The organism is Novosphingobium sp. ES2-1 (assembly GCF_015169775.1).
In the GTDB taxonomy this organism is placed as follows: domain Bacteria; phylum Pseudomonadota; class Alphaproteobacteria; order Sphingomonadales; family Sphingomonadaceae; genus Novosphingobium; species Novosphingobium subterraneum.
In genome coordinates this window covers 433,868-451,881 of the sequence record NZ_CP063446.1, presented here as the reverse complement: position 1 = coordinate 451,881, position 18,014 = coordinate 433,868, and the positions used below count along the sequence as shown (strand labels likewise).

The 18,014-nt window shown below is 64.7% G+C and carries 16 protein-coding genes; 8 read left to right on the top strand and 8 right to left on the bottom strand.

What is annotated here, in order from left to right; all coding sequences use genetic code 11:
• Positions 1–2: 2 nt before the first annotated feature.
• The 3 genes from IM701_RS17325 to pedF all read right to left on the bottom strand — a co-directional run bounded on the left by IM701_RS17325 (position 3) and on the right by pedF (position 3,337).
• Positions 3–1,745: a methanol/ethanol family PQQ-dependent dehydrogenase gene (locus IM701_RS17325; RefSeq protein WP_193828562.1), complete on the bottom strand. Its 1,743-nt coding sequence runs from the start codon at positions 1,743–1,745 to the stop codon at positions 3–5.
• Positions 1,746–2,024: 279 nt separating this feature from the next.
• Complete coding sequence (locus IM701_RS17320; protein ID WP_193828561.1) at positions 2,025–2,885, bottom strand: ABC transporter substrate-binding protein; 861 nt, start codon at positions 2,883–2,885, stop codon at positions 2,025–2,027.
• A gap of 5 nt (positions 2,886–2,890) precedes the next feature.
• Positions 2,891–3,337, bottom strand: coding sequence for a cytochrome c-550 PedF (gene pedF, locus IM701_RS17315; RefSeq protein WP_039335630.1), 447 nt, complete (start codon positions 3,335–3,337; stop codon positions 2,891–2,893).
• A 148-nt stretch (positions 3,338–3,485) separates the two neighbouring features.
• Between pedF and IM701_RS17310 the strand changes: the two genes are divergently transcribed.
• From IM701_RS17310 to IM701_RS17295, 4 genes are all read left to right on the top strand, one after another.
• The gene (locus tag IM701_RS17310) at positions 3,486–4,460 is read left to right on the top strand and encodes a PQQ-dependent catabolism-associated beta-propeller protein (RefSeq protein WP_193828560.1); all 975 of its coding nucleotides are present in this window, start codon (positions 3,486–3,488) and stop codon (positions 4,458–4,460) included.
• 129 nt (positions 4,461–4,589) lie between these two features.
• Complete coding sequence (locus tag IM701_RS17305) at positions 4,590–6,011, top strand: porin (protein ID WP_193828865.1); 1,422 nt, start codon at positions 4,590–4,592, stop codon at positions 6,009–6,011.
• A gap of 119 nt (positions 6,012–6,130) precedes the next feature.
• Positions 6,131–8,167, top strand: a complete 2,037-nt coding sequence (locus tag IM701_RS17300; protein ID WP_193828559.1) for a TonB-dependent receptor — start codon at positions 6,131–6,133, stop codon at positions 8,165–8,167.
• Between the two features lie 2 nt (positions 8,168–8,169).
• Entirely contained in the window at positions 8,170–10,422 is a 2,253-nt protein-coding gene (locus IM701_RS17295; protein WP_193828558.1) for a TonB-dependent receptor, read from the top strand.
• On the opposite strand, the gene IM701_RS17290 is transcribed toward IM701_RS17295, so the two are convergent.
• Positions 10,423–11,361, bottom strand: coding sequence for a quinoprotein relay system zinc metallohydrolase 1 (locus tag IM701_RS17290; RefSeq protein WP_193828557.1), 939 nt, complete (start codon positions 11,359–11,361; stop codon positions 10,423–10,425).
• A complete protein-coding gene (locus IM701_RS17285; protein ID WP_230487894.1) occupies positions 11,358–12,110 on the bottom strand; it encodes a quinoprotein dehydrogenase-associated SoxYZ-like carrier in 753 nt (250 codons plus the stop codon). Before IM701_RS17285 ends, IM701_RS17290 begins: the two co-directional genes overlap by 4 nt.
• 86 nt (positions 12,111–12,196) lie before the next feature.
• Here IM701_RS17285 and IM701_RS17280 point away from each other — a divergent pair, with 86 nt between their 5' ends.
• Positions 12,197–12,787, top strand: coding sequence for a rhodanese-like domain-containing protein (locus tag IM701_RS17280; RefSeq protein ID WP_193828555.1), 591 nt, complete (start codon positions 12,197–12,199; stop codon positions 12,785–12,787).
• Between the two features lie 47 nt (positions 12,788–12,834).
• On the opposite strand, the gene IM701_RS17275 is transcribed toward IM701_RS17280, so the two are convergent.
• The 3 genes from IM701_RS17275 to IM701_RS17265 form a co-directional block, all read right to left on the bottom strand.
• Complete coding sequence (locus IM701_RS17275; protein WP_193828554.1) at positions 12,835–13,200, bottom strand: cytochrome c family protein; 366 nt, start codon at positions 13,198–13,200, stop codon at positions 12,835–12,837.
• Positions 13,201–13,273: 73 nt separating this feature from the next.
• Complete coding sequence (locus IM701_RS17270) at positions 13,274–14,050, bottom strand: ThuA domain-containing protein (protein WP_039335621.1); 777 nt, start codon at positions 14,048–14,050, stop codon at positions 13,274–13,276.
• On the bottom strand, positions 14,047–15,447 hold the full coding sequence (locus tag IM701_RS17265) for an SRPBCC family protein (protein ID WP_193828553.1): 1,401 nt from the start codon (positions 15,445–15,447) through the stop codon (positions 14,047–14,049). The genes IM701_RS17270 and IM701_RS17265 overlap by 4 nt, the downstream gene beginning before the upstream one ends.
• A 151-nt stretch (positions 15,448–15,598) precedes the next feature.
• Here IM701_RS17265 and IM701_RS17260 point away from each other — a divergent pair, with 151 nt between their 5' ends.
• The 3 genes from IM701_RS17260 to IM701_RS17250 are packed head-to-tail and all read left to right on the top strand — an operon-like array spanning position 15,599 to position 17,978.
• A complete protein-coding gene (locus IM701_RS17260) occupies positions 15,599–16,381 on the top strand; it encodes an SDR family NAD(P)-dependent oxidoreductase (RefSeq protein WP_193828552.1) in 783 nt (260 codons plus the stop codon).
• Positions 16,382–16,386: 5 nt separating this feature from the next.
• Positions 16,387–17,202 carry an SDR family NAD(P)-dependent oxidoreductase gene (locus IM701_RS17255; protein WP_193828551.1) on the top strand — a complete coding sequence of 272 codons (816 nt, stop codon included), beginning with the start codon at positions 16,387–16,389 and terminating at the stop codon, positions 17,200–17,202.
• The gene (locus IM701_RS17250) at positions 17,199–17,978 is read left to right on the top strand and encodes an SDR family NAD(P)-dependent oxidoreductase (protein ID WP_193828550.1); all 780 of its coding nucleotides are present in this window, start codon (positions 17,199–17,201) and stop codon (positions 17,976–17,978) included. Before IM701_RS17255 ends, IM701_RS17250 begins: the two co-directional genes overlap by 4 nt.
• The last annotated feature ends 36 nt before the right edge of the window (positions 17,979–18,014 follow it).

Below are 18,014 nucleotides of genomic sequence, written 5' to 3'. Positions count from 1 at the left end.
AATCACTTCGGCAGCTTAAACACCCAGAGCGAACCGCCCTGGCTGATCTCCTTGAAGGTCTTGGCCACCTCGCCGCCCCACAGCGGCACCGCGCCGCCCCAGCCGGACATGACCGCGACATACTGTTCGCCGTCCTGCTCCCAGGTCACCGGCGAGCCGACCACGCCCGACCCGGTCTGGAACTTCCAGAGTTCCGCACCCGTCTTGGCGTCGAAGGCCTTGAGGTAGCCCTCGGGCGTGCCGGTGAACACCAGATTGCCGCGCGTAGCCAGAACACCACCCCACAGCGGAGCCTTGTTCTTGTACTCCCACACGATCTTGCCGGTGGCCGGGTCCATCGCGCGAAGCGCACCGATGTGGTCTTCTGCAATCGGCTTGATGGTGAAGCCTGCACCCAGGTAGGCCGCGCCCTTCTTGTAGGCGATGGGCTCGTTCCAGATGTCCATGCCCCAGTCGTTGCTGGGCACATAGAACAGGCCGGTGTCCTGCGAATAGGCCATCGGCATCCAGTTCTTGCCGCCGAGGAACGACGGGCTGGCGAACACGGTCTTGCCTTTTTCCGCGGCATTGGGCGCGCCGGGGCGGTTTTCGGCCACGTAGTTCGGACGGCCGGTCTTCAGGTCGATGCCATTGGCCCAGGTCGTCTGCATCACGAACTTGTGCGCGCCCAGCAGCTTGCCGTTGGTGCGGTCAAGCACGTAGAAGTAGCCGTTGCGGTCGGCCTTGGCGCCGAGCTTCATCGGCTTGCCCTTCATCGTGGCATCGAACGGGATGAACTCGTTCACGCCGTCGAAATCCCAGCCGTCATGAGGCGTGGTCTGGTAGTGCCACTTGATCTCGCCGGTATCGGCATCGATCGCCAGTGTCGAGGACGTGTAGAGGTTGTCGCCGGGGCGCAGGTGGCTGTTCCACGGGCCGGGGTTGCCGGTGCCGAAGTAGAGCAGGTTGGTACCGGGGTCATAAGTGCCGCCCAGCCAGGTCGCGCCGCCGCCGGTCTTCCACAAGTCGCCGGTCCAAGAAGCGTTGAGCTTGCCGGTCATCGTGGAAGGCTTGCCACCCAGCGTGCCGATGTGGCCTTCGATGGTCGGGCGTGACCACACCAGTTCGCCCGTATCCACGTTGCGGGCCTGCACTTCGCCGATCACGCCGAACTCGCCGCCCGAATTGCCGGTGATGACCATGTCCTTGACGATCAGCGGCGCCGCCGTTGCCGAATAGCCGGCCTGGTAGTCGGCCAGCTTCTTGTTCCAGATCACCTTGCCGGTATGGCGATCGAGGGCAACGAGACGCGCGTCCAGCGTCGCGAAAATCACCTTGTCGCCATGGATCGCCGCGCCACGGTTGACCACGTCGCAGCAGGGCATGATGCCATCGGGCAGGCGGGCGTTGTATTCCCACTTCTTCTCGCCGGTGCGCGCATCGAACGCGAAGAGGCGCGAATACGAACCCGTTACATAGATCGTGCCGTCATAGACCAGTGGCTGCGATTCCTGGCCGCGCTGCTTTTCGCCACCCAGCGATGCTGCGAAAACGGGTACGAGATTCTTGACGTTGCTGGTGTTGAGTTTGTCGAGCGAGCTGAACCGCTGCTGCTGCGGGCCCATGCCATAGCTGATCACGTCGCCGGGCGTGGCCGCATCGTTGATGATGTCCGCGCTGGTCGGCCCGCCGGCAATGGCTGGAACTGCCGAAAGACTGGTGGCTGCCGCAAGGCCTGCCAACACGATTGAAAAACGCCGCTTCATCCTGTCCCTCCTGTTATGGGGTCTTGTTCTGCGATGGAGTGCGGTCATGCGGGAATCCCCCCGGTTCGCCACTGATCCCCTATCGTCAATGTGAGCCTATCGGTTGCAGTATGCTGCACAATTGAACCTTGGGATAAGGCCTTGTGCTTCATGCCCAAGCGCGCCAAATGCTGCGCAACACAACCGCAGCAAAAACGGTTCGGGGAACACCGGTCGCAGTCGGTGTTCCCGTCCCCCCGTTGGCCCGCCAATCGAGGATGGCGGGTGCGAGCTGACCGTTCAGGATTGTGCGGAAAGCGCCGGCTTCCAGTTCACGCCATGGCGTTGGAACAGCGCGGCCATGCGCCCATCGCCAATCATCTGCTCGAGCACTTGCTCAAGCCTGAAGCCCAGGTTGCGCGAATTTTCCTTAACCGCGATTCCAATGTCCCAGCCCGGCGACATCATCATTGGCAGCGGTCCCTTGCGCACCTTGATCCCGGCGTCGGGGTTGTCGGCGACGACAGCCTCGATCTGCGCGGTGGTGGCCACGGTGAAGTCGGCACTGCCATCCACCAGCGCGGCGGGCGCATCATAGCCATTGGGAACGTGGACCAGGTCCCTGGCAAGGACCCCGCCAGCGTGGCCGAGCAGGTAGAAGTCAGGGATCGAGGCGAGTTCGGCGGTGATCTTGCGGCCCTTGAACGACGCCGGCACCGCTTCGCAGTTGCCGCCATCGCGAGAACAGGCCGCGCCAAAGGTTTCGCGGTAATAAGGCGCAAGGAACACGACATTGTCTTCCTGCTGTATCAGCTGCCGCTCGAAGGGTACGTGCAGCATCACGTCGCATGGCTGAAACCCGAGCAGCCCCCCGCGCCAGACCACGTTGCGCAAGTCGTCGGAGATGTCCTCGCCCGCGAAGAACAGCTGGACATCGGCGCGAACGCCCAGCGCTTCGGCGAGCGCGCGCGCAATGTCGGCATCGATGCCTGCCACCTTGCCGTCCTGGTTCCACGACCAGGGCCGGTTATCCGCATAGAGTCCGACCCGAAGGACTCCGAGGTCTTTGACCTTCTCAAGCGGTGCGGCAAAGGCGGTGGAGGACGCGGCCAGCGCGGATAGCGCCAGCCCTTGCAGGAACGAACGCCTGCTGGCGCGCATTGCGGTCACTCTTCCGTATGCTTGGATTCGATCCAGGTGCGGATCGCCCATCCGGCCTTCTGGCCGAGCACTTCGCCGAACGGTGGCATATAGACCTTGCCATCGCGTGACGAGCCGTGCTGGAAGCGCTGGACGAACCATTCGTCGCCGCTGTCGCCGGTTTCGAGATAACGCAGGTCAGGCGCAATCCCGCCCGAGATCGCGTCGAGCCCGTGGCAGCGCGCGCAGTTCTGGCCATAGGCAGACTGGCCGATCTCCAGCGCCTTCTCGTTGCCGCGGTAGGGGTTGACCGTCACCCAGGTGTCATTGCCACCGACAAGGTCGGGCAGTGCCGAAGTGTCAACCGCTTGCGGCGTGACGTTACCATGCGCGGAAAGGCTCGATGCGATGGCGCCGGTGGCCAGCGCAGCAGCCGCCAGCAGGGCGGCACGGCCCTTGGAGATCTTGATCATCAGTCATCCTCTGCGACACGGGTGCGGATGATCGTCCGCCCCGATAGTGATCCTTGCTTATCGCGCTGCCGGGCCATCGCAAATTGAACCATGGTACAAGACCAAGGTGTCATATGCGCGCGCACGAGCGTCGGATATGGTGCGCAGCATGGAGAGACAACTGAAGGCATTCGCAGCAACCCTGCTGCTCGGCACCACCCTTGCGCCTGCGGCACACGCAACGCGCGCCTACGTCAGCAACGAACGGTCCTCGACCGTGACGGTGATCGACGTCGAGAAGGGCGCGGTCGAGGCGGAATGGCCGGTCGGCAATCGCCCGCGCGGTATCGCGATGACGCGAGACGGCAAGGCCCTGCTCGTCGCCGCCAGCGCGGACAATGCGGTGGAAATGCGCGATCCCGCCACTGGCGCGCTGCTTGCTGCCCTGCCTTCAGGTGCAGATCCGGAGCAGTTCTTCCCCGCCTATTCGGGCAACCTGCTTTTTGCGGCGAACGAGGACAACGCCGCCGTTACGGCGATCGATCTCGATGCGCGCAAGGTTGCGTGGCAGGTCACCGTCGGTGACGAGCCCGAAGGCGTCGCACAAAGCCCCGATGGCAAGTGGTTGCTCGTCACCAGCGAGGAGGACAACACCGTCGCCTGGATCGACCTTGCCACGCGCACAGTGGCCGAGGAGATGGAAACCGACGCCCGCCCCCGCCACATCGAATTCGAGGGCAAAGGCCAGAAGGTGTGGATCGCCGCCGAAATGGCCGGGACGGTGCAGATCGCGGACGTCGCCACCAAGTCCATCGAACAGACCATTGCCTTCGCTCCGCCCGGCGTTCCGGCCTACAAGGTCATGCCCTGCGGCATCCGTTTCACCCCCGATGGCAAGACCGCGATTGTCGCTCTTGGACGCGCCGACAGCATCGCCGTCGTCGACGTTCCCACCCGCACGGTGCGAGGCTACGTCAAGGTCGGCGATCGCCCGTGGCACCTCGCCGTAACGCCGGACGGAACCCGCGCCATCGTCGCCAACGGAGCCAGCGATTCCGTCTCGTTCGTGGATATTGCGGCGATGCAGGTTACCGCCACGATCAAGGCAGGCGGCGGCCCCTGGGGCGTCGCACTGGGGCGCTGACTGACCTTCGTCATTATCCCAAAGTCCAACGCCCAAAGTCCAATATCGCAGTTTGTTTCCGCGCAGCATTCTCTCCGCTCAGTCGCAGAATAATCGACACGACCTTTCACGGAGGGGATGGAAATGAACATGAAGAAGGCGCTTTGCGCCTCGGTTGCGCTCGCCACGATGGCGGTTGCGACCACGCCCGCCTACGCCGGCACGGCCGAACTTCTCAAGCGCCTGCATGAAAAGGGCATCCTCTCCGACGAGGAATATGCCGAGCTGCTGGCCGAGGAAAACAAGCCGTCTCCCGCCCCCGCAGCTGCCGCCGCACCTGCCGGCGATACCATGACCCGCGCCACTGAATCCGTCGATTCCAGCCGCATGGTCCGCATGGCCGCGTCGGGCATCGGCCTAGAAGTCGGCCCCGCCACGATCACGTTCTCGGGCTCGGTCAACGGCTTCTACGTGCACGACAATCCCGCCACGCCCACGGCGCGCACTGCCGTCACCGGCGGCATTGCCAGCGTCGGCGCCAACAACTCCAGCGCGATCCGCAATGGCCTGCTCCCCGGCTTCCTCAAGGTCTCGGTGGCGACCCAGCAGTCAGGCTGGGATGTCGGCGCCACTTTCGGCATGTACCCCGGCATCAACTCGACCGCCTGGGGCGCTCTGGGCGCCAACAACGGCGGCCAGCCGACCGCCCTTGCCACCGCCGGCATCGATTTCCGCCAGACCTACATGACCTTTGGGCGCCCCAACGTCGGCACCTTCAAGATCGGCCGCGATATCGGCCTGTTCGGGTCGGAGGGCATCCTAAACGACATCACACTGCTGTCCTCGGGCACGCCCGGAAACAACGTTGCGCCGGGCAACACCACACTGGGACGCATCGGCGTCGGCTATATCTACACCGATTTCCAGCCCCAGATCACCTACACCTCGCCCGACCTCAAGGGTCTGCAGGCTTCGGTCGGCGTGTTCCAGCCGCTGTCCTCGCTCACCGGCCCTGCCGAGAGCAATTCGGCTCCCGGTTTCCAGGGCAAGGTGACCTATGACGGCAAGTTCGGCGATGTTGCCGCGCGCCTGTGGGTGTCGGGCATCACCCAGAAGCACGATATCGTCGGCGGCGGCAGCTACACCGGCAGCGGCGTGGACTTCGGCGGCAAGGTCACCGTCGGCCCGGTCACGGCAACCGGCTACTACTACACCGCCAGCGGCCTCGGCACGACGGTGCTCGGCCTGTTCGACACCGGTCTTCCGCAGACCGGCAGCGGCGTTGCCAAGCGCGATTCCAGCGGCTTCTACGTCCAGGCGCTGGCCACCTTCGGCAAGGTCTTGGTCGGCGGAAGCTATGGCGAGAGCCACCTCGATTACGCAAGCAACACCGATCGTCTCGCCAATCCGAACCTGCTCGACGTGAACTCCAGCTACGTCGGCCAGGTCCGCTATGGCCTGACCTCGTGGGTCACGCTGATCGGCGAATACGTGCATTCGAAGGCCGTCGCCCACTCGGGCAACAAGGCCGAAAGCGATGCCTTGGCCGTCGGCGGAATCCTGTTCTTCTGAGCCGGATTTCATAAACTTAACATTCGATACCAAAGTCCACCCTTGTCGGCGGCGCCGATTGCTCCCAAAGCGCCGCCGACAGTTCTGTCTTCAAATCGTCATCCGGAAAGTCGCAGCAGATGGACGACACCAGTTTTCTTCGGGCCCGTTCAGTCAGGGTGGGCAGCCTCTTGGCCGCAGCCGCTCTTGCCTCCACCGCGCTTCCGGCTTTTGCCGATGAAGGTCCCGATGGCCAGATCGTCGTCACCGGCGCCGGCCTTGAAAAGACCCCGGGCACGCCCGCCTATTCCACTGTCGAGATCGGCCGCGATGCCATAACCACATCCGCCTCGGGCCGCATCGAGGACGTGCTGACACAGGTCGCCGGGTTCCAGCAGTTCCGCCGGTCAGACAGCCGCTCGTCCAACCCTTCGGCCCAGGGAGTCACGTTGCGGGCGCTGGGTGGCAATGCCACGAGCCGCGCGCTCGTGTTGCTCGACGGCGTCCCCATGGCCGATCCCTTCTTCGGCTACGTCCCGCTCCCGGCGCTCACGCCCGATACGCTGGGCTCGATACGCGTCACCCGCGGCGGGGGCTCGGGCCCGTTCGGGGCGGGAGCGCTGTCCGGCACGATCGAGCTCGAGAGCGCAGGACCCGATCAGCTTGGCCTCGTAAACGGCCAGCTCCTCGCCAGCCAGCGCGGCGAGACCGAAGCTGCCCTGAGCATCGCCCCGCGCCTCGGCTCGGGCTTTGCTGTCGTCTCGGGCCGTTGGGATCGCGGCAAGGGCTTCTTCACCACGCCGGAATCGCAGCGCGTTCCCGCCACCGTTCGTGCCCGCTACGAGTCCTGGTCCACCCAGGTCCGCGCCGTCGCGCCGCTCACCGATACGGTGGAGCTTCAGGCCCGCGCGCTGGTCTATCGCGATGATCGCCTGCTGCGCTTCAAGGGCGCCACCACCTCCAGCGAAGGCCAGGACGCCAGCCTGCGCCTGGTCGGCCGGGGCGATTGGCAGTTCGATGCCCTCGCCTATGTCCAGGTCCGCAATTTCGACAACATCGTCGTCTCCGCCACCAGCTTCAAACCCACGCTCGACCAGTACGATACGCCCGCGCAAGGGCTTGGCGGCAAGTTCGAGCTGCGCCCGCCGATGGGCGAAAACGATGTGCTGCGCCTTGGCGTCGACTGGCGCCGGGCATCGGGCACGATGAAGGAGAACGCAATCAGCGCCGCCACCGGTGCCATCACCGCACGTCGCCGGGCAGGGGGCAACAACACCGACCTCGGCTTCTATGCCGAGAACGACCTGACGCTGGGCAGCCTTGTCCTCACCGGCGGTCTGCGCGCCGATCGCACCGTGATCGCCGACGGCTATTTCGAAGTGCGCAACACGGCAGGCACTGTCACCAGCCGCACCGATTACGCCACGCAGACCGATTGGACCGTCATCTGGCGCGGCGGCGCGGTGCTGCGCGTCAGTGACATGATTGCTCTGCGCGCCGCGGCCTATACCGGCCTGCGCCAGCCCACGCTCAACGAACTCTACCGGCCCTTTACCGTCTTCCCGGTAACCACGCAGGCCAACGCCGCCCTGCGCAATGAAAAGCAGAAAGGCTTCGAGGCCGGGATCGACCTGACCCCCGCCGAGGGCATCCGCCTGTCTGTTACCGGTTTCGACAACCGGATCGAGAACGCCATCGCCAACGTCACTATTGGCACCAACCTGCGCCAGCGCCGCAACGTCGACGAGATTCGCGCCCGCGGCATCGAAGCCTCCGCTCACGCCGAAGTGGGCATCGTCCGCTTCGACGGCTCGCTGGCATGGACTGACGCCGAAGTGCTCAACGGCCCCTTGTCGAACCTCACCGGCAAGCGCCCGGCACAGACCCCGCGCCTCGCCGCGTCCGCCACGCTTGGGCTTAGCCCTGCCGTAGGCTGGGACATTGCCGCTACCCTGCGCCATGTCGGCCAGCAGTACGAGGACGACCTGCAGATCGACAGCCTCAAGGCCGCAACCACGCTCGACATGTTTGCGCAAGTGCCGCTGCCCCGCGGGATCAGCCTGGTCCTGCGCGCGGAAAACCTGTTCGATACCGAAATCGTCACGCGCAATGCGGGCGGCTCGATTGACCTTGGCAATCCGCGCACGCTCTGGGCAGGGGTGAGGGTCAAGATCTGATGATGCGCAAGCTGATCCCGCTGCTGTTTGCCGCCGTTTCCGCACCCGCTCTCGCCCAGACCGATCCGCAGATCGTCGTCAATGCCCCCGGTGGCATGATCGACCTCGACGAGGCTCGCGCACTTGATCTTGCGGCCATTGATTCCTCGGGCCGCGCCGATCTTGGCCGCGCACTCGAACGCGCCATTCCCGGCCTGACTCTGGGCGAAGCCGCCGGCAATCCGTGGCAGGCAACGCTGAACTGGCGCGGGTTTTCCGCCGGCGCGCTGCAGGGCATGGAGCAGGGCATCGCCGTCTATCTCGATGGCGTGCGCTTCAACCAGCCGTTCGGCGATGTCGTCCTGCTCGATCTCATGCCCGATACGGTGCTTGTCGCGGCCCAGGTCAACGATGCCAATCCGGTGTTGGGGCGCAATGCGCTGGCCGGATCGGTTCTTGTCCAGACCGGCGACGGCGTGACCCTGTCCGGCCTGCGCGGCCAGGGCGATGTCGACAGCGAAGGCATGGCGGGCGGCGCGGTCAGCTATGGCACCGGCACCGCACAAGGCAACCTGCTTGTCGCCTTCGAAGCGCGGCATGACAAAGGCTGGCGCGTGGCCAGTCCGTCGACGCTCTATCGCGGCTTTGCCAAGGGCATCCATCAGGGCGAGGGCTGGGGCATCGAGCTCTCCGCCCTCGGCGCTGCGACCGACCTGACCGGCAACGGCGTCTCGCCCGTCGAGCTGCTCGATGCGAAGTACGATGCGGTGTTCACCCGGCCCGACAGCACGCGCACCCGCTTTGCCCGCGTTGTCGCCGCGCCGTGGCTGTCCATGGGCGAGACCTCCCGCATCGAACTGCGCGCCCACTGGCAATACCTCGATCGTCGCAATGCCAACGGCGATCTTGCCGATTTCGGTGCCTGCGATGCCAACCCGGCGCAACTTTGCGTCGAGGATAATGACGACGGCTACAGCGATCCTCTCTTTGCCAATGGCGTTCCCGTTGCCGCCGACGCAGCTGGCGACGATCCCGCGGTGTTCAATCGCGGGAAGGAGCGCACGCAGGCCTATGGCGCCACCCTGCAATGGCAGGACACGGTCGAAACCGACCTCGGCACGCGCCGCATCGCACTGGGCGGCACATGGGAGCACGCCCGCACCCGCTTTGGCGCGCAGACCGACCTTGGCGAGCTGGAAGAAGACCGCTCGGTCGAGGATCTCAGCCTGCCGCTGGTCTCGGCGGAAGGGGCGATCCAGCCGGTGTCGCTGGTATCGAAACTGGACGATTTCGCCCTCTTTGCCAGTCTCGAACTGCCGCTTACCACGGCCCTCTCGGTCGAGGCCGGGGCGCGTTATTCGCACAACCGCGTGGTGATGGAGGACCAGTTGGGCACCGCGCTGAACGGACGCCACACCTTCGATCGCTTCAATCCTTCGATCGAATTCGACTATGCACTGGCCCCGGGCCTTCACGCCACCGCCGGTTTTTCGCTCACCAGCCGCAATCCCACCCCTGCGGAATTGAGCTGCGCCGATCCGGAAGCGCCTTGCACCCTCGCGAACTTCTTCATCGCCGATCCGCCGCTCAGGCAGGTAACGGCAACCAACTGGCATGGTGGGCTGAGTGCAACCGGCCGAAGGCTGGCCTGGCGCGTCAACCTGTGGCGCTCGGAGACCAGCAACGATATCCGCATGATTGCCTCCAGCGTGCGCGGGCGGGCCTATTTCGCCAATCTCGGCCACACCCGCAGGCAGGGCATCGAAGCCTCGGCGGAGTGGCGGCACGATGGCTGGTATTCCTCGGCCAGCTTTGCCTTCACCGATGCGCGCTTTCGCGATGCCTTCACCCTTTCAAGCCCGTCGAACCCGGCGGCCGATGACGAGGGCACGATCATGGTCGCGCGCGGTGACCAGTTGCCTGCCGTGCCGCGCCACGCCCTCAACCTGCGCCTTGCGCGCGAGGAGCGGAACTGGTCTGCCGGTGTCACGTTGCGCGCCCGCTCCGGCCAGTATCTCGCCGGTGACGAGGGCAACGACAATGCGCGCACGCCTGCCTATGCCGTGTTCGATCTCGATGGCGCGGTCCGCCTTGCGCCGGGCATCCGCCTTGTCGCGCAGGTCCGCAATGTGCTGAACAAGCGCTATGCCACTTTCGGCACCTTTTCCGAAGTCGATGAAATCGATCTTGCCGAAGCGCCCGGTGCCGAAGACCCCCGCGCCTACGCCCCCGGCGCCCCACGCCGGCTGACGGTATCGCTCAGGGCGGAGTTCTGATCACAACCGCGGCAGCAGTTCACCCTCGAGCGCTGCGTAGAAGTGCGAGACGCTGCGCTGCAATTCATACCGCGCGGCCTTGAGCGTTGAAAAGCGGGGAGGAATCGGAAGGTCCCCAGCCTCGCTCATGTCGAGGCCCCGGGCCACCGCATCGCGCAGCGTCGCCTCGATCCAGTCGAGCCAATCGCGGGTCTGCGCAATCGCGGCTCGATTGCGGTCAATCGGCCCGTGCCCCGGCACCAGCAGCTTGTGCGGCAGGGCGGCAAGCACATCCAGCGAAGCGCGCCAGTCTGGCAGGTTGGCATGCGGCGTCGAAGGTGCGCGGTCGTGGAACACGAGGTCTCCGGCGATCAGCGTGCCCGTCGCCTCGTCGAGCAGAGCCAGATCGCCGCCGGAGTGGCCCTTGAGCGCCATCAGGCGGAACTGGCGTCTGCCAAATTCCACTGCGCCTTCAGACACATCGCCCTGCGGGAGGACGATTGTCGTGCCCTTCATCCAGTCGGCCAGCAGGCGGTACATCGCGTCCGAAAATCCCTCGCCATCGCGCTCCAGTTCGGCGCGGGTGGCGGGCAGGGCGTGAACGATTGCCGGGTCGACCGCCGCTGCGCCCATCGCATGGTCGGGGTGCAGGTGGCTGATATAGACGCGGCCCACCGGCTTGCCGGTCAGCCTTTGCGCCAGCGCTCCCAGCGCAAGGCCGTGTTCACGTGAGACGCCGGGGTCGAACAGCACTGCGCCCGCCTCTGTCGCGATGATCGCGCTGTTGGCAATGGCGCCGCCATTGGCAAAGGCAATGGCCTCGTCGGCGCCGCGCACTATCCACAAGCCGTCCGCGATCGGCTCGGCCACAGGATTGTATTTGCTCGCAAATTTCTCGGCGAAGGCGGCGGCGGGGCTGAACAGTCCGACCAGCAACAGCGCCCTGCGGTCCAGCCTCACGCACCCACCTTGCCGGGAAACTCCAGGCCGGCGCTGTCGCGTGCCTCGAAGGCAATTGGTCCCGTTGCCTTGACGACCACCGTAAACGCGGGGTCTTCGGCGACGGAGCCGAAAATCTGCATTTCGCCCAAGGACTTGCCACTGGCGTCGCGGACTGTCAGTCGCTCGATGTTGTAGGCGGGAATGTTCTCCACCAGCCCGGTGTCCATCGGGTGCCGGAAGGTCAGACGCAGGCGGGTTTCTCCAGCCTTTTCAAGCCACTGCGCGCCCCGAACCTCCCCCAGATGATCCGCCCAGTCGCCCTTCACGCGGCTGACCGGCGGCGCGGAGCAGCCGCCGCCTGCGGCATCGATCCAGGATCCGCCGACGTGCCAGATTCCGTCCTGCGTCTGCACCGCCGCGCGCACCGGGGTGCGCTGATCGAGCTTGATGCGCGTGGCGAGGAACGGTTGGGCCTGCGTGGGGGCGTAGTCGACGGCGACGGGGATGGGGTTGAGATCGGCAAAGAGGACGATGCGGCGCACGTTGGGCAAAGCGCGCGCGTCCACCGTCACAGGGAAAACACGTTGATTTTCAGCAATTTCGGGAATGTGGACGGCAACGCGGTCATCGAACACGATAGAGTCCTTGCCGAACAGGCGCGCGGCGTGATGCTCCCACATTGGCGAGTGCAGGGGATCGGCAGGCGCTGCCAGCGCGGGCGCCGAGCCCGGCATCAAGAGGGCAGCAATCGTCATCCTGGCCATCATGCGCATTCTCCCAAAGCACACTATGCGCGCATTGCCAGAGCGATCATATTGGACCTTGGAATAAGGAGTAGGGGGCGGAAAAGGCCATGAAAACAAGGCATGTAGCGCTTTTCCTGGCGATCTTCGCCGCTTTCCAACTCCCCGGCAACTCTCGGGGGCAAACCGCCAACTCTGCCACAACTCCCCCCGAGCTGTTCGACGCTGCGGGCTATCGCAAGGCACGCTATCGCGCTCCGGTCGATCGCCCGCCGACACCGGCCGTTGCCATCTCGGCGGAAGAGGCGCTCCACCTGAGGCCGGGGGTCGATGCCCTGTTCATCGATGTGCTTCCGGCAGAGGGTGGCGTGCGCGATCCGCTGTCGGGAAGGTGGACGCTTGCTGCGCAGCATGAGACGATCCCGGGTGCAGCATGGCATCCCGAAACAGGGCGCAGCCATCCCGATCCGGCGCTTTGGCAGGGGCTGCGCACCGCGATTTCTGCCGAGCGGGCGAGGCACCCTTCGCTTCCGGTGGTGGTGTTCTGCCGCAGCGATTGCTGGATGAGCTGGAACGCCGCGCGTCGCCTGGCCAGCGAGGGATTTGCGCAAGTCTACTGGTTCGCCGAGGGTATCGAGGGCTGGAATGACGCCAGGCGGGCGCTGGTCAAGGCGGAGCCGGTGACGATAGCGCCACACTGAGACCCTCCCCGTTTTAGCCCAGCACTATCGGGGAGGATTTTCCGGCGTTACTTCAGCGTCTTGAGGTACGCGATGAGTTCGGCGCGCTTGGCCTTGTCCTTGATGCCGGGGAAGCTCATGCGGTTGCCGGGGACGAGTTTTGCCGGGTTTTCCAGCCACTTGTCGAGCGTGGCGTCATCGAGCTTGAGGCCGGATTTCTTGACCGCGTCAGAGAACTTGTAGGTGCCCTTGACGCCCATCTTGTGGCCATAGACGCCGTAGAGGTTCGGACCGATCTTGTCGGGCGCGCCCTTGGTGTTGCTGTGGCAGACGGCGCAGCGCGCCCAGGTTGAGGGCGGAGCGGCGGGGCCGGCTTGCGCGGCGTTGGCGGTCAGCAGGGCGCCGGCGATCAGCGCTGTGCGGAGGATGGTCATGTCGTCTCTCCCGGATTCGTTTACCCGGAAGGGTGTGACATGACCCCCTTGCCGCCAAAATTGGACTTTAGGATCAAGACTTGGGCGCGCGATCCTTGAGCCAGCCGATCCCGCGCCGCAGCAACTCGTAGAACACCGGCAGGTCCCAGGCGCAGCGGTCGACCGTCGGCCACCAATCAAGCATGGGTTGCAGGTCATAGTGCCCGCGGCAATGGCCGAGCGTGTTGTAGAGCACGCCGCCCTTTCCGTGATCTTTCAGATACATGACCGCATGCTTGCCGATGGCGTCTGCCGCCTCGACAAAGCCGGTGCCCTCCACGGTGCAATCGGTTTCCAGCAGTACATGAAGCTTGCCGTGGTACTCCATGTGATAGAGTTCGTCCGTGGTCTCGAACGGCTCGATACCCTGCACCAGCGGGTGATCGGGGTCCGCCACCGTGACCGTATAAGGCGCAATCGGCGGGTGGCTGAGGAACTGGCTGCCAAGCAGGTCCATCATCAGCGGCGCCCAGCGCGGCGCGTCCCACAGGTCCTTGTTGGGGCCTTCGGTGAGGAAGCGCAGGACGGAGTTGGTGCCGTGCAGCGCATACCAGCGCCCGCCCGCCTGCAGCCAGTCGCGCAAGGCTTCCTGCGCCTTCAACGAGGGCGTGACGTCGCAAGTGTAGGTGATCAGGATGTCTGCCGCCTTGATCGCCTCGATGTTCTCGTAATCCTCGAACACGCGGGTGCGGATCGCAGGGTCCTCGGCCAGCAGCTTGAGGATTTCCAGCCGGGCGAAGTCCATGTCATGCCAGACGCCGCCGCAGATGAGCACGCAATCGATGCGTGGGGGGTGGGCAACTTCGCTCATGCGTTCAAGTACTTGTCGAGCGTCTGGTGGAACTGGCGGATGCGGATTTCCTGATAGTCGCCCAGATTGACCTCGCCGGTCTTCGACGCATGGAGGCCCTCCTGCACGTAAGGCAGGTTGTCCATGTCCTGTTCGAAGACGTGGCCGAGCACGCCGAGTTCGGGCGCATCGGTCCACTTCTGGTCGTTCGACAGCAGCTTCATCGGCACACCGTGCGGCATGGGATCGCCCTTCTTGACGCGGGCGAGGATGCGCACTTCCATCAGGCAGGTGTCGGGCGTCTTTCCGGGACGCCAGCGATAGACGATGTTCGGCATGAAGCCGCCCCACGGTGCGAAATTGGGGAAGACGTTGTAGACGAGGCCATCGAGCAACTCGGCGTCGGTGGCGTGGTCGTGGTCGTAGCCGGTCTGCGCGGTGTAGCCTGCGCGCATGGCGGCGCCCAATGCGGCGCGCGCGGTCATGCCTTCGGGCACGCTGACCGCGAAGGGATCGCCCGAGGCATCGTAGTTGTCGGCGCTGCGGCCGTTGTACTTGCAGAACTCGTCGACGATCCACTGCTGGGTCTTGCCGTTCGGATCGACGTGCGGGGACATGATGCCGAACGGAACGTGATTGACGTTCACGTTGTCGCCATAGGTCCAGTAGGCGCTGTTTGCATCGCCGGTGAAGGGCAGGAGCTGCGGGTGGGTGACGACCGTGTGCCAGGCTTCCATGAAGGCTTCGGCGGTGACCTTCCAGTTGGCCGGGACTTCCTTGGCCACCCAGATCACCGTGGTGCATTCCTCGTGGCGCCAGCGCTTGAAGAATTCGGGCAGCGGGGCAAGGTATTCCTCGAGAGTGGGGCCGCCCGGCTCCTCGCGCAGGAAGATGTAGCCGCCCCAGCGGCCCACTTCCGCCTCGGGCAACTGCATCTTTTCTGCCGAAAGATGCTTGAAGTCCCACGAACAGGGCATGCCCGCAAAGCTGCCGTCCTTGTTCCAGGCAAAGCCGTGGAAGGGGCAGGTAAAGGTGTCGGCGGTGCCGTCTTCGGTGCGCAGCTTGCGTCCGCGATGGAGGCAGACGTTGTGCATCGCCTTGACGCTGCCGTCTTCCTGGCGGGAGATCAGCCAGGAGCGCCCGGCGTTTTCGAACACGGTGTAGTCACCCGCTTCGGGGATGTCCTCTTCGCGCGCGGCGAATTGCCAGACGTGGGGCCACATCTTCTCGCGCTCGAGACGGGCGAAGTCTTCAGACGTGTAGCGCTCTGCCGCCAGCGGTTCGGAGCCGCGGTACTGGTAGCTTTCCTCGGTGAGCATCGCCGGAGCGGGGCGCGAATCCTGGGCCAGCAGTTCCTGCCAGCTGATCGCTTCGCAACGGGCTTTTCCGCCGCCCATGTTAGGGTCACTGTCAGCCATTATGATTCCTCACCCAGATTCCGGTATTGGTGCCGGTTTTGCCGCCCATGCGCGCGCGCGTCACCTTGCTGAAAGCATAGGTTGCACGACTGCCGCCTGCGCGTAACCACTGACATCATAAACTGACGCAGATTCTTGCGGGAGAGAGCAATTGTCCAAGAGGCTTGAAGGCAAGGTCGCCCTGATTACCGGTGGCACCACCGGCATCGGCGCGGCCACCGTGGCACGACTGACCGAGGAAGGCGCCAAGGTCTGGTTCACCGGATCGAAGGAAGAGGCGGCCGCCACCCTTTGCGCCGAAACGGGCGCGGTGTTCCGCAAGCTGCGCGTGCAGGATGCCGCTGGCTGGCCGGGCCTGGTCGACGAGATCATCGCCGCCGAAGGCCGGCTCGACATCGTATTCGCTAATGCCGGCACCGAAAGCGGCGATGCCAGCATCGAGGATGTTTCGATCGAGGGCTGGGACAATGTCGTCGCCGTCAACCAGACCGGCGTGATGCTGACCGTTCAGAACGCCATAAAGGGCATGAAGCGCAATCCCGAAGGTCCGCGCGGGTCGATCATCATCAATTCCTCGATGAACGCCACGCGACCATTGGGCAATTACGTAACCTATTCCGTGACCAAGGCCGCTGTCTGCGCGCTTGCCAAGTCTGCCGCAGTGCACTGCGGGCAAAAGGGCTATGCCATCCGCGTGAACGCGATCCTGCCCGGTGTGGTGGAAACGCCGCTGATCCAGCAGATCATGAACAGCCAGCCCGATCCTGCCGCTGCGCGCGCGATGTATGAGGGCATGGCGCCGATGAAGCGCATGGCGCAGTTGAACGAGGTGGCCGGGCTGGTGGCCTACCTTGCCAGCGACGAGGCCGGGTTCATCTCCGGCGCCGAATACGCGATCGACGGCGCGACGACCGCCGGCATGATGGGGGTCTGAGGAACATGGAATTGTCTGCACAGCGCCTGAAGGGGCGCGTTGCCTTCGTATCGGGTGGCCTGCGCGGGATCGGTCTGGCTTGCGCCGAGCGATTCCTGGCCGAGGGGGCCGAAGTCGTGCTCTCGGACCTCGATGCCGAGGATAGCGATACTGCGCGCGAAGTGATGAGCAAGCTGGGGCAGGCGGCCAGCTACATCAGCGCCAATGTCGCCAAGGAAGAAGACTGGGAGCGCGCGGTTGCCCTCGTGAAAGAGCGCCACGGCAAGTGCCACGTGCTGGTCAACAACGCCGGGATCGACCTGACCGGGCCGGTCGAGAGCCTTTCGATGGAAGGCTGGCGGCGGATCATGTCGATCAACGTCGATGGCGTGTTCCTTGGCACCAAGCATTTCGTCCCGCTGATGGCAGAAAGCGGCAAGGATTTCCGCGGCGGTGCCTCGATCATCAACGTCAGCTCGATCATGGGCCTCGTCGGCATGAACGAGGTTTCGGCCTATAATGCCAGCAAGGGCGCCGTGCGGCTGTTCACCAAGGGCATCGCCATCGAATTTGCGCAGAAGAAGACGCCGATCCGTGCCAATTCGCTGCACCCCGGCTTTGTAGAGACGCCGCTGCTCAAGGCCGGCTTCCAGCGCTGGGTCGATCAGGGCTTTGCCGAAAAGCCCGACGATCTGGTGGCAGGCGTGGTCGGCGCAACGCCGATCGGGCGGCTGGCGCAGCCTTCGGAACTGGCTTCGGCCGCGTTCTTCCTGGCCAGCGAGGATTCAAGCTACATGACCGGCGCGGAGCTGGTGATCGACGGGGGATGGACGGCGCAATGACAATCGCTCTCAACAATGTGGTCGCCGTCGTCACAGGGGCAGCGGGCGGGATCGGGCGTGAGCTGGTCAAGGCGCTGAAGGCCGCGAACGCCACGGTGATCGCCACAGACCTTGCGCCCGAGGCGCAGATCGAAGGGGCGGACCACTACCTCAAGCATGATGTCACGAGCGAGGCCGACTGGCAGGTCGTCGCGGCGCTGGTGCAGGACAAGTACGGGCGCCTCGATGCGCTGGTGAATAATGCCGGCTATTCGATCGTGACCAAGTTCGAAGAGACTCCGCTGGCCGATTTCCACCGCGTCAACGCGATCAACGTGGATTCGATCATCATCGGTACGCAAGTTCTGCTGCCGCTGCTGAAGGAAGGCGGCAAGGCGCGCACTGGCGGTGCTTCGGTGGTCAACTTCTCCAGCGTTGGCGGCCTGCGCGGGGCGGCGTTCAACGCGGCCTATTGCACCAGCAAGGCGGCGGTGAAGATGCTGAGCAAGTGTCTCGGTGCGGAATTTGCGGCGCTGGGCTACAACATCCGCGTCAACTCGGTGCATCCGGGCGGCGTGGACACCGGCATGCTGAACTCGATCATGGACCGCTATGTCGAGCTGGGCGCGGTGCCCTCGCGCGAGGTGGCGATGCAGGGCATCGTGGCCAACCACCCGATCGGCCGCATGGGTCGGCCTGAGGAAATGGGCGGCGGTGTGGTCTATCTGTGCTCTGACGCGGCGAGCTTTGTCACGTGCGCAGAGTTCGTGATGGATGGTGGGTTCAGCCAGGTCTGATGAACGTTCGTTCAATCTTTTGTCACAAAATAGAAA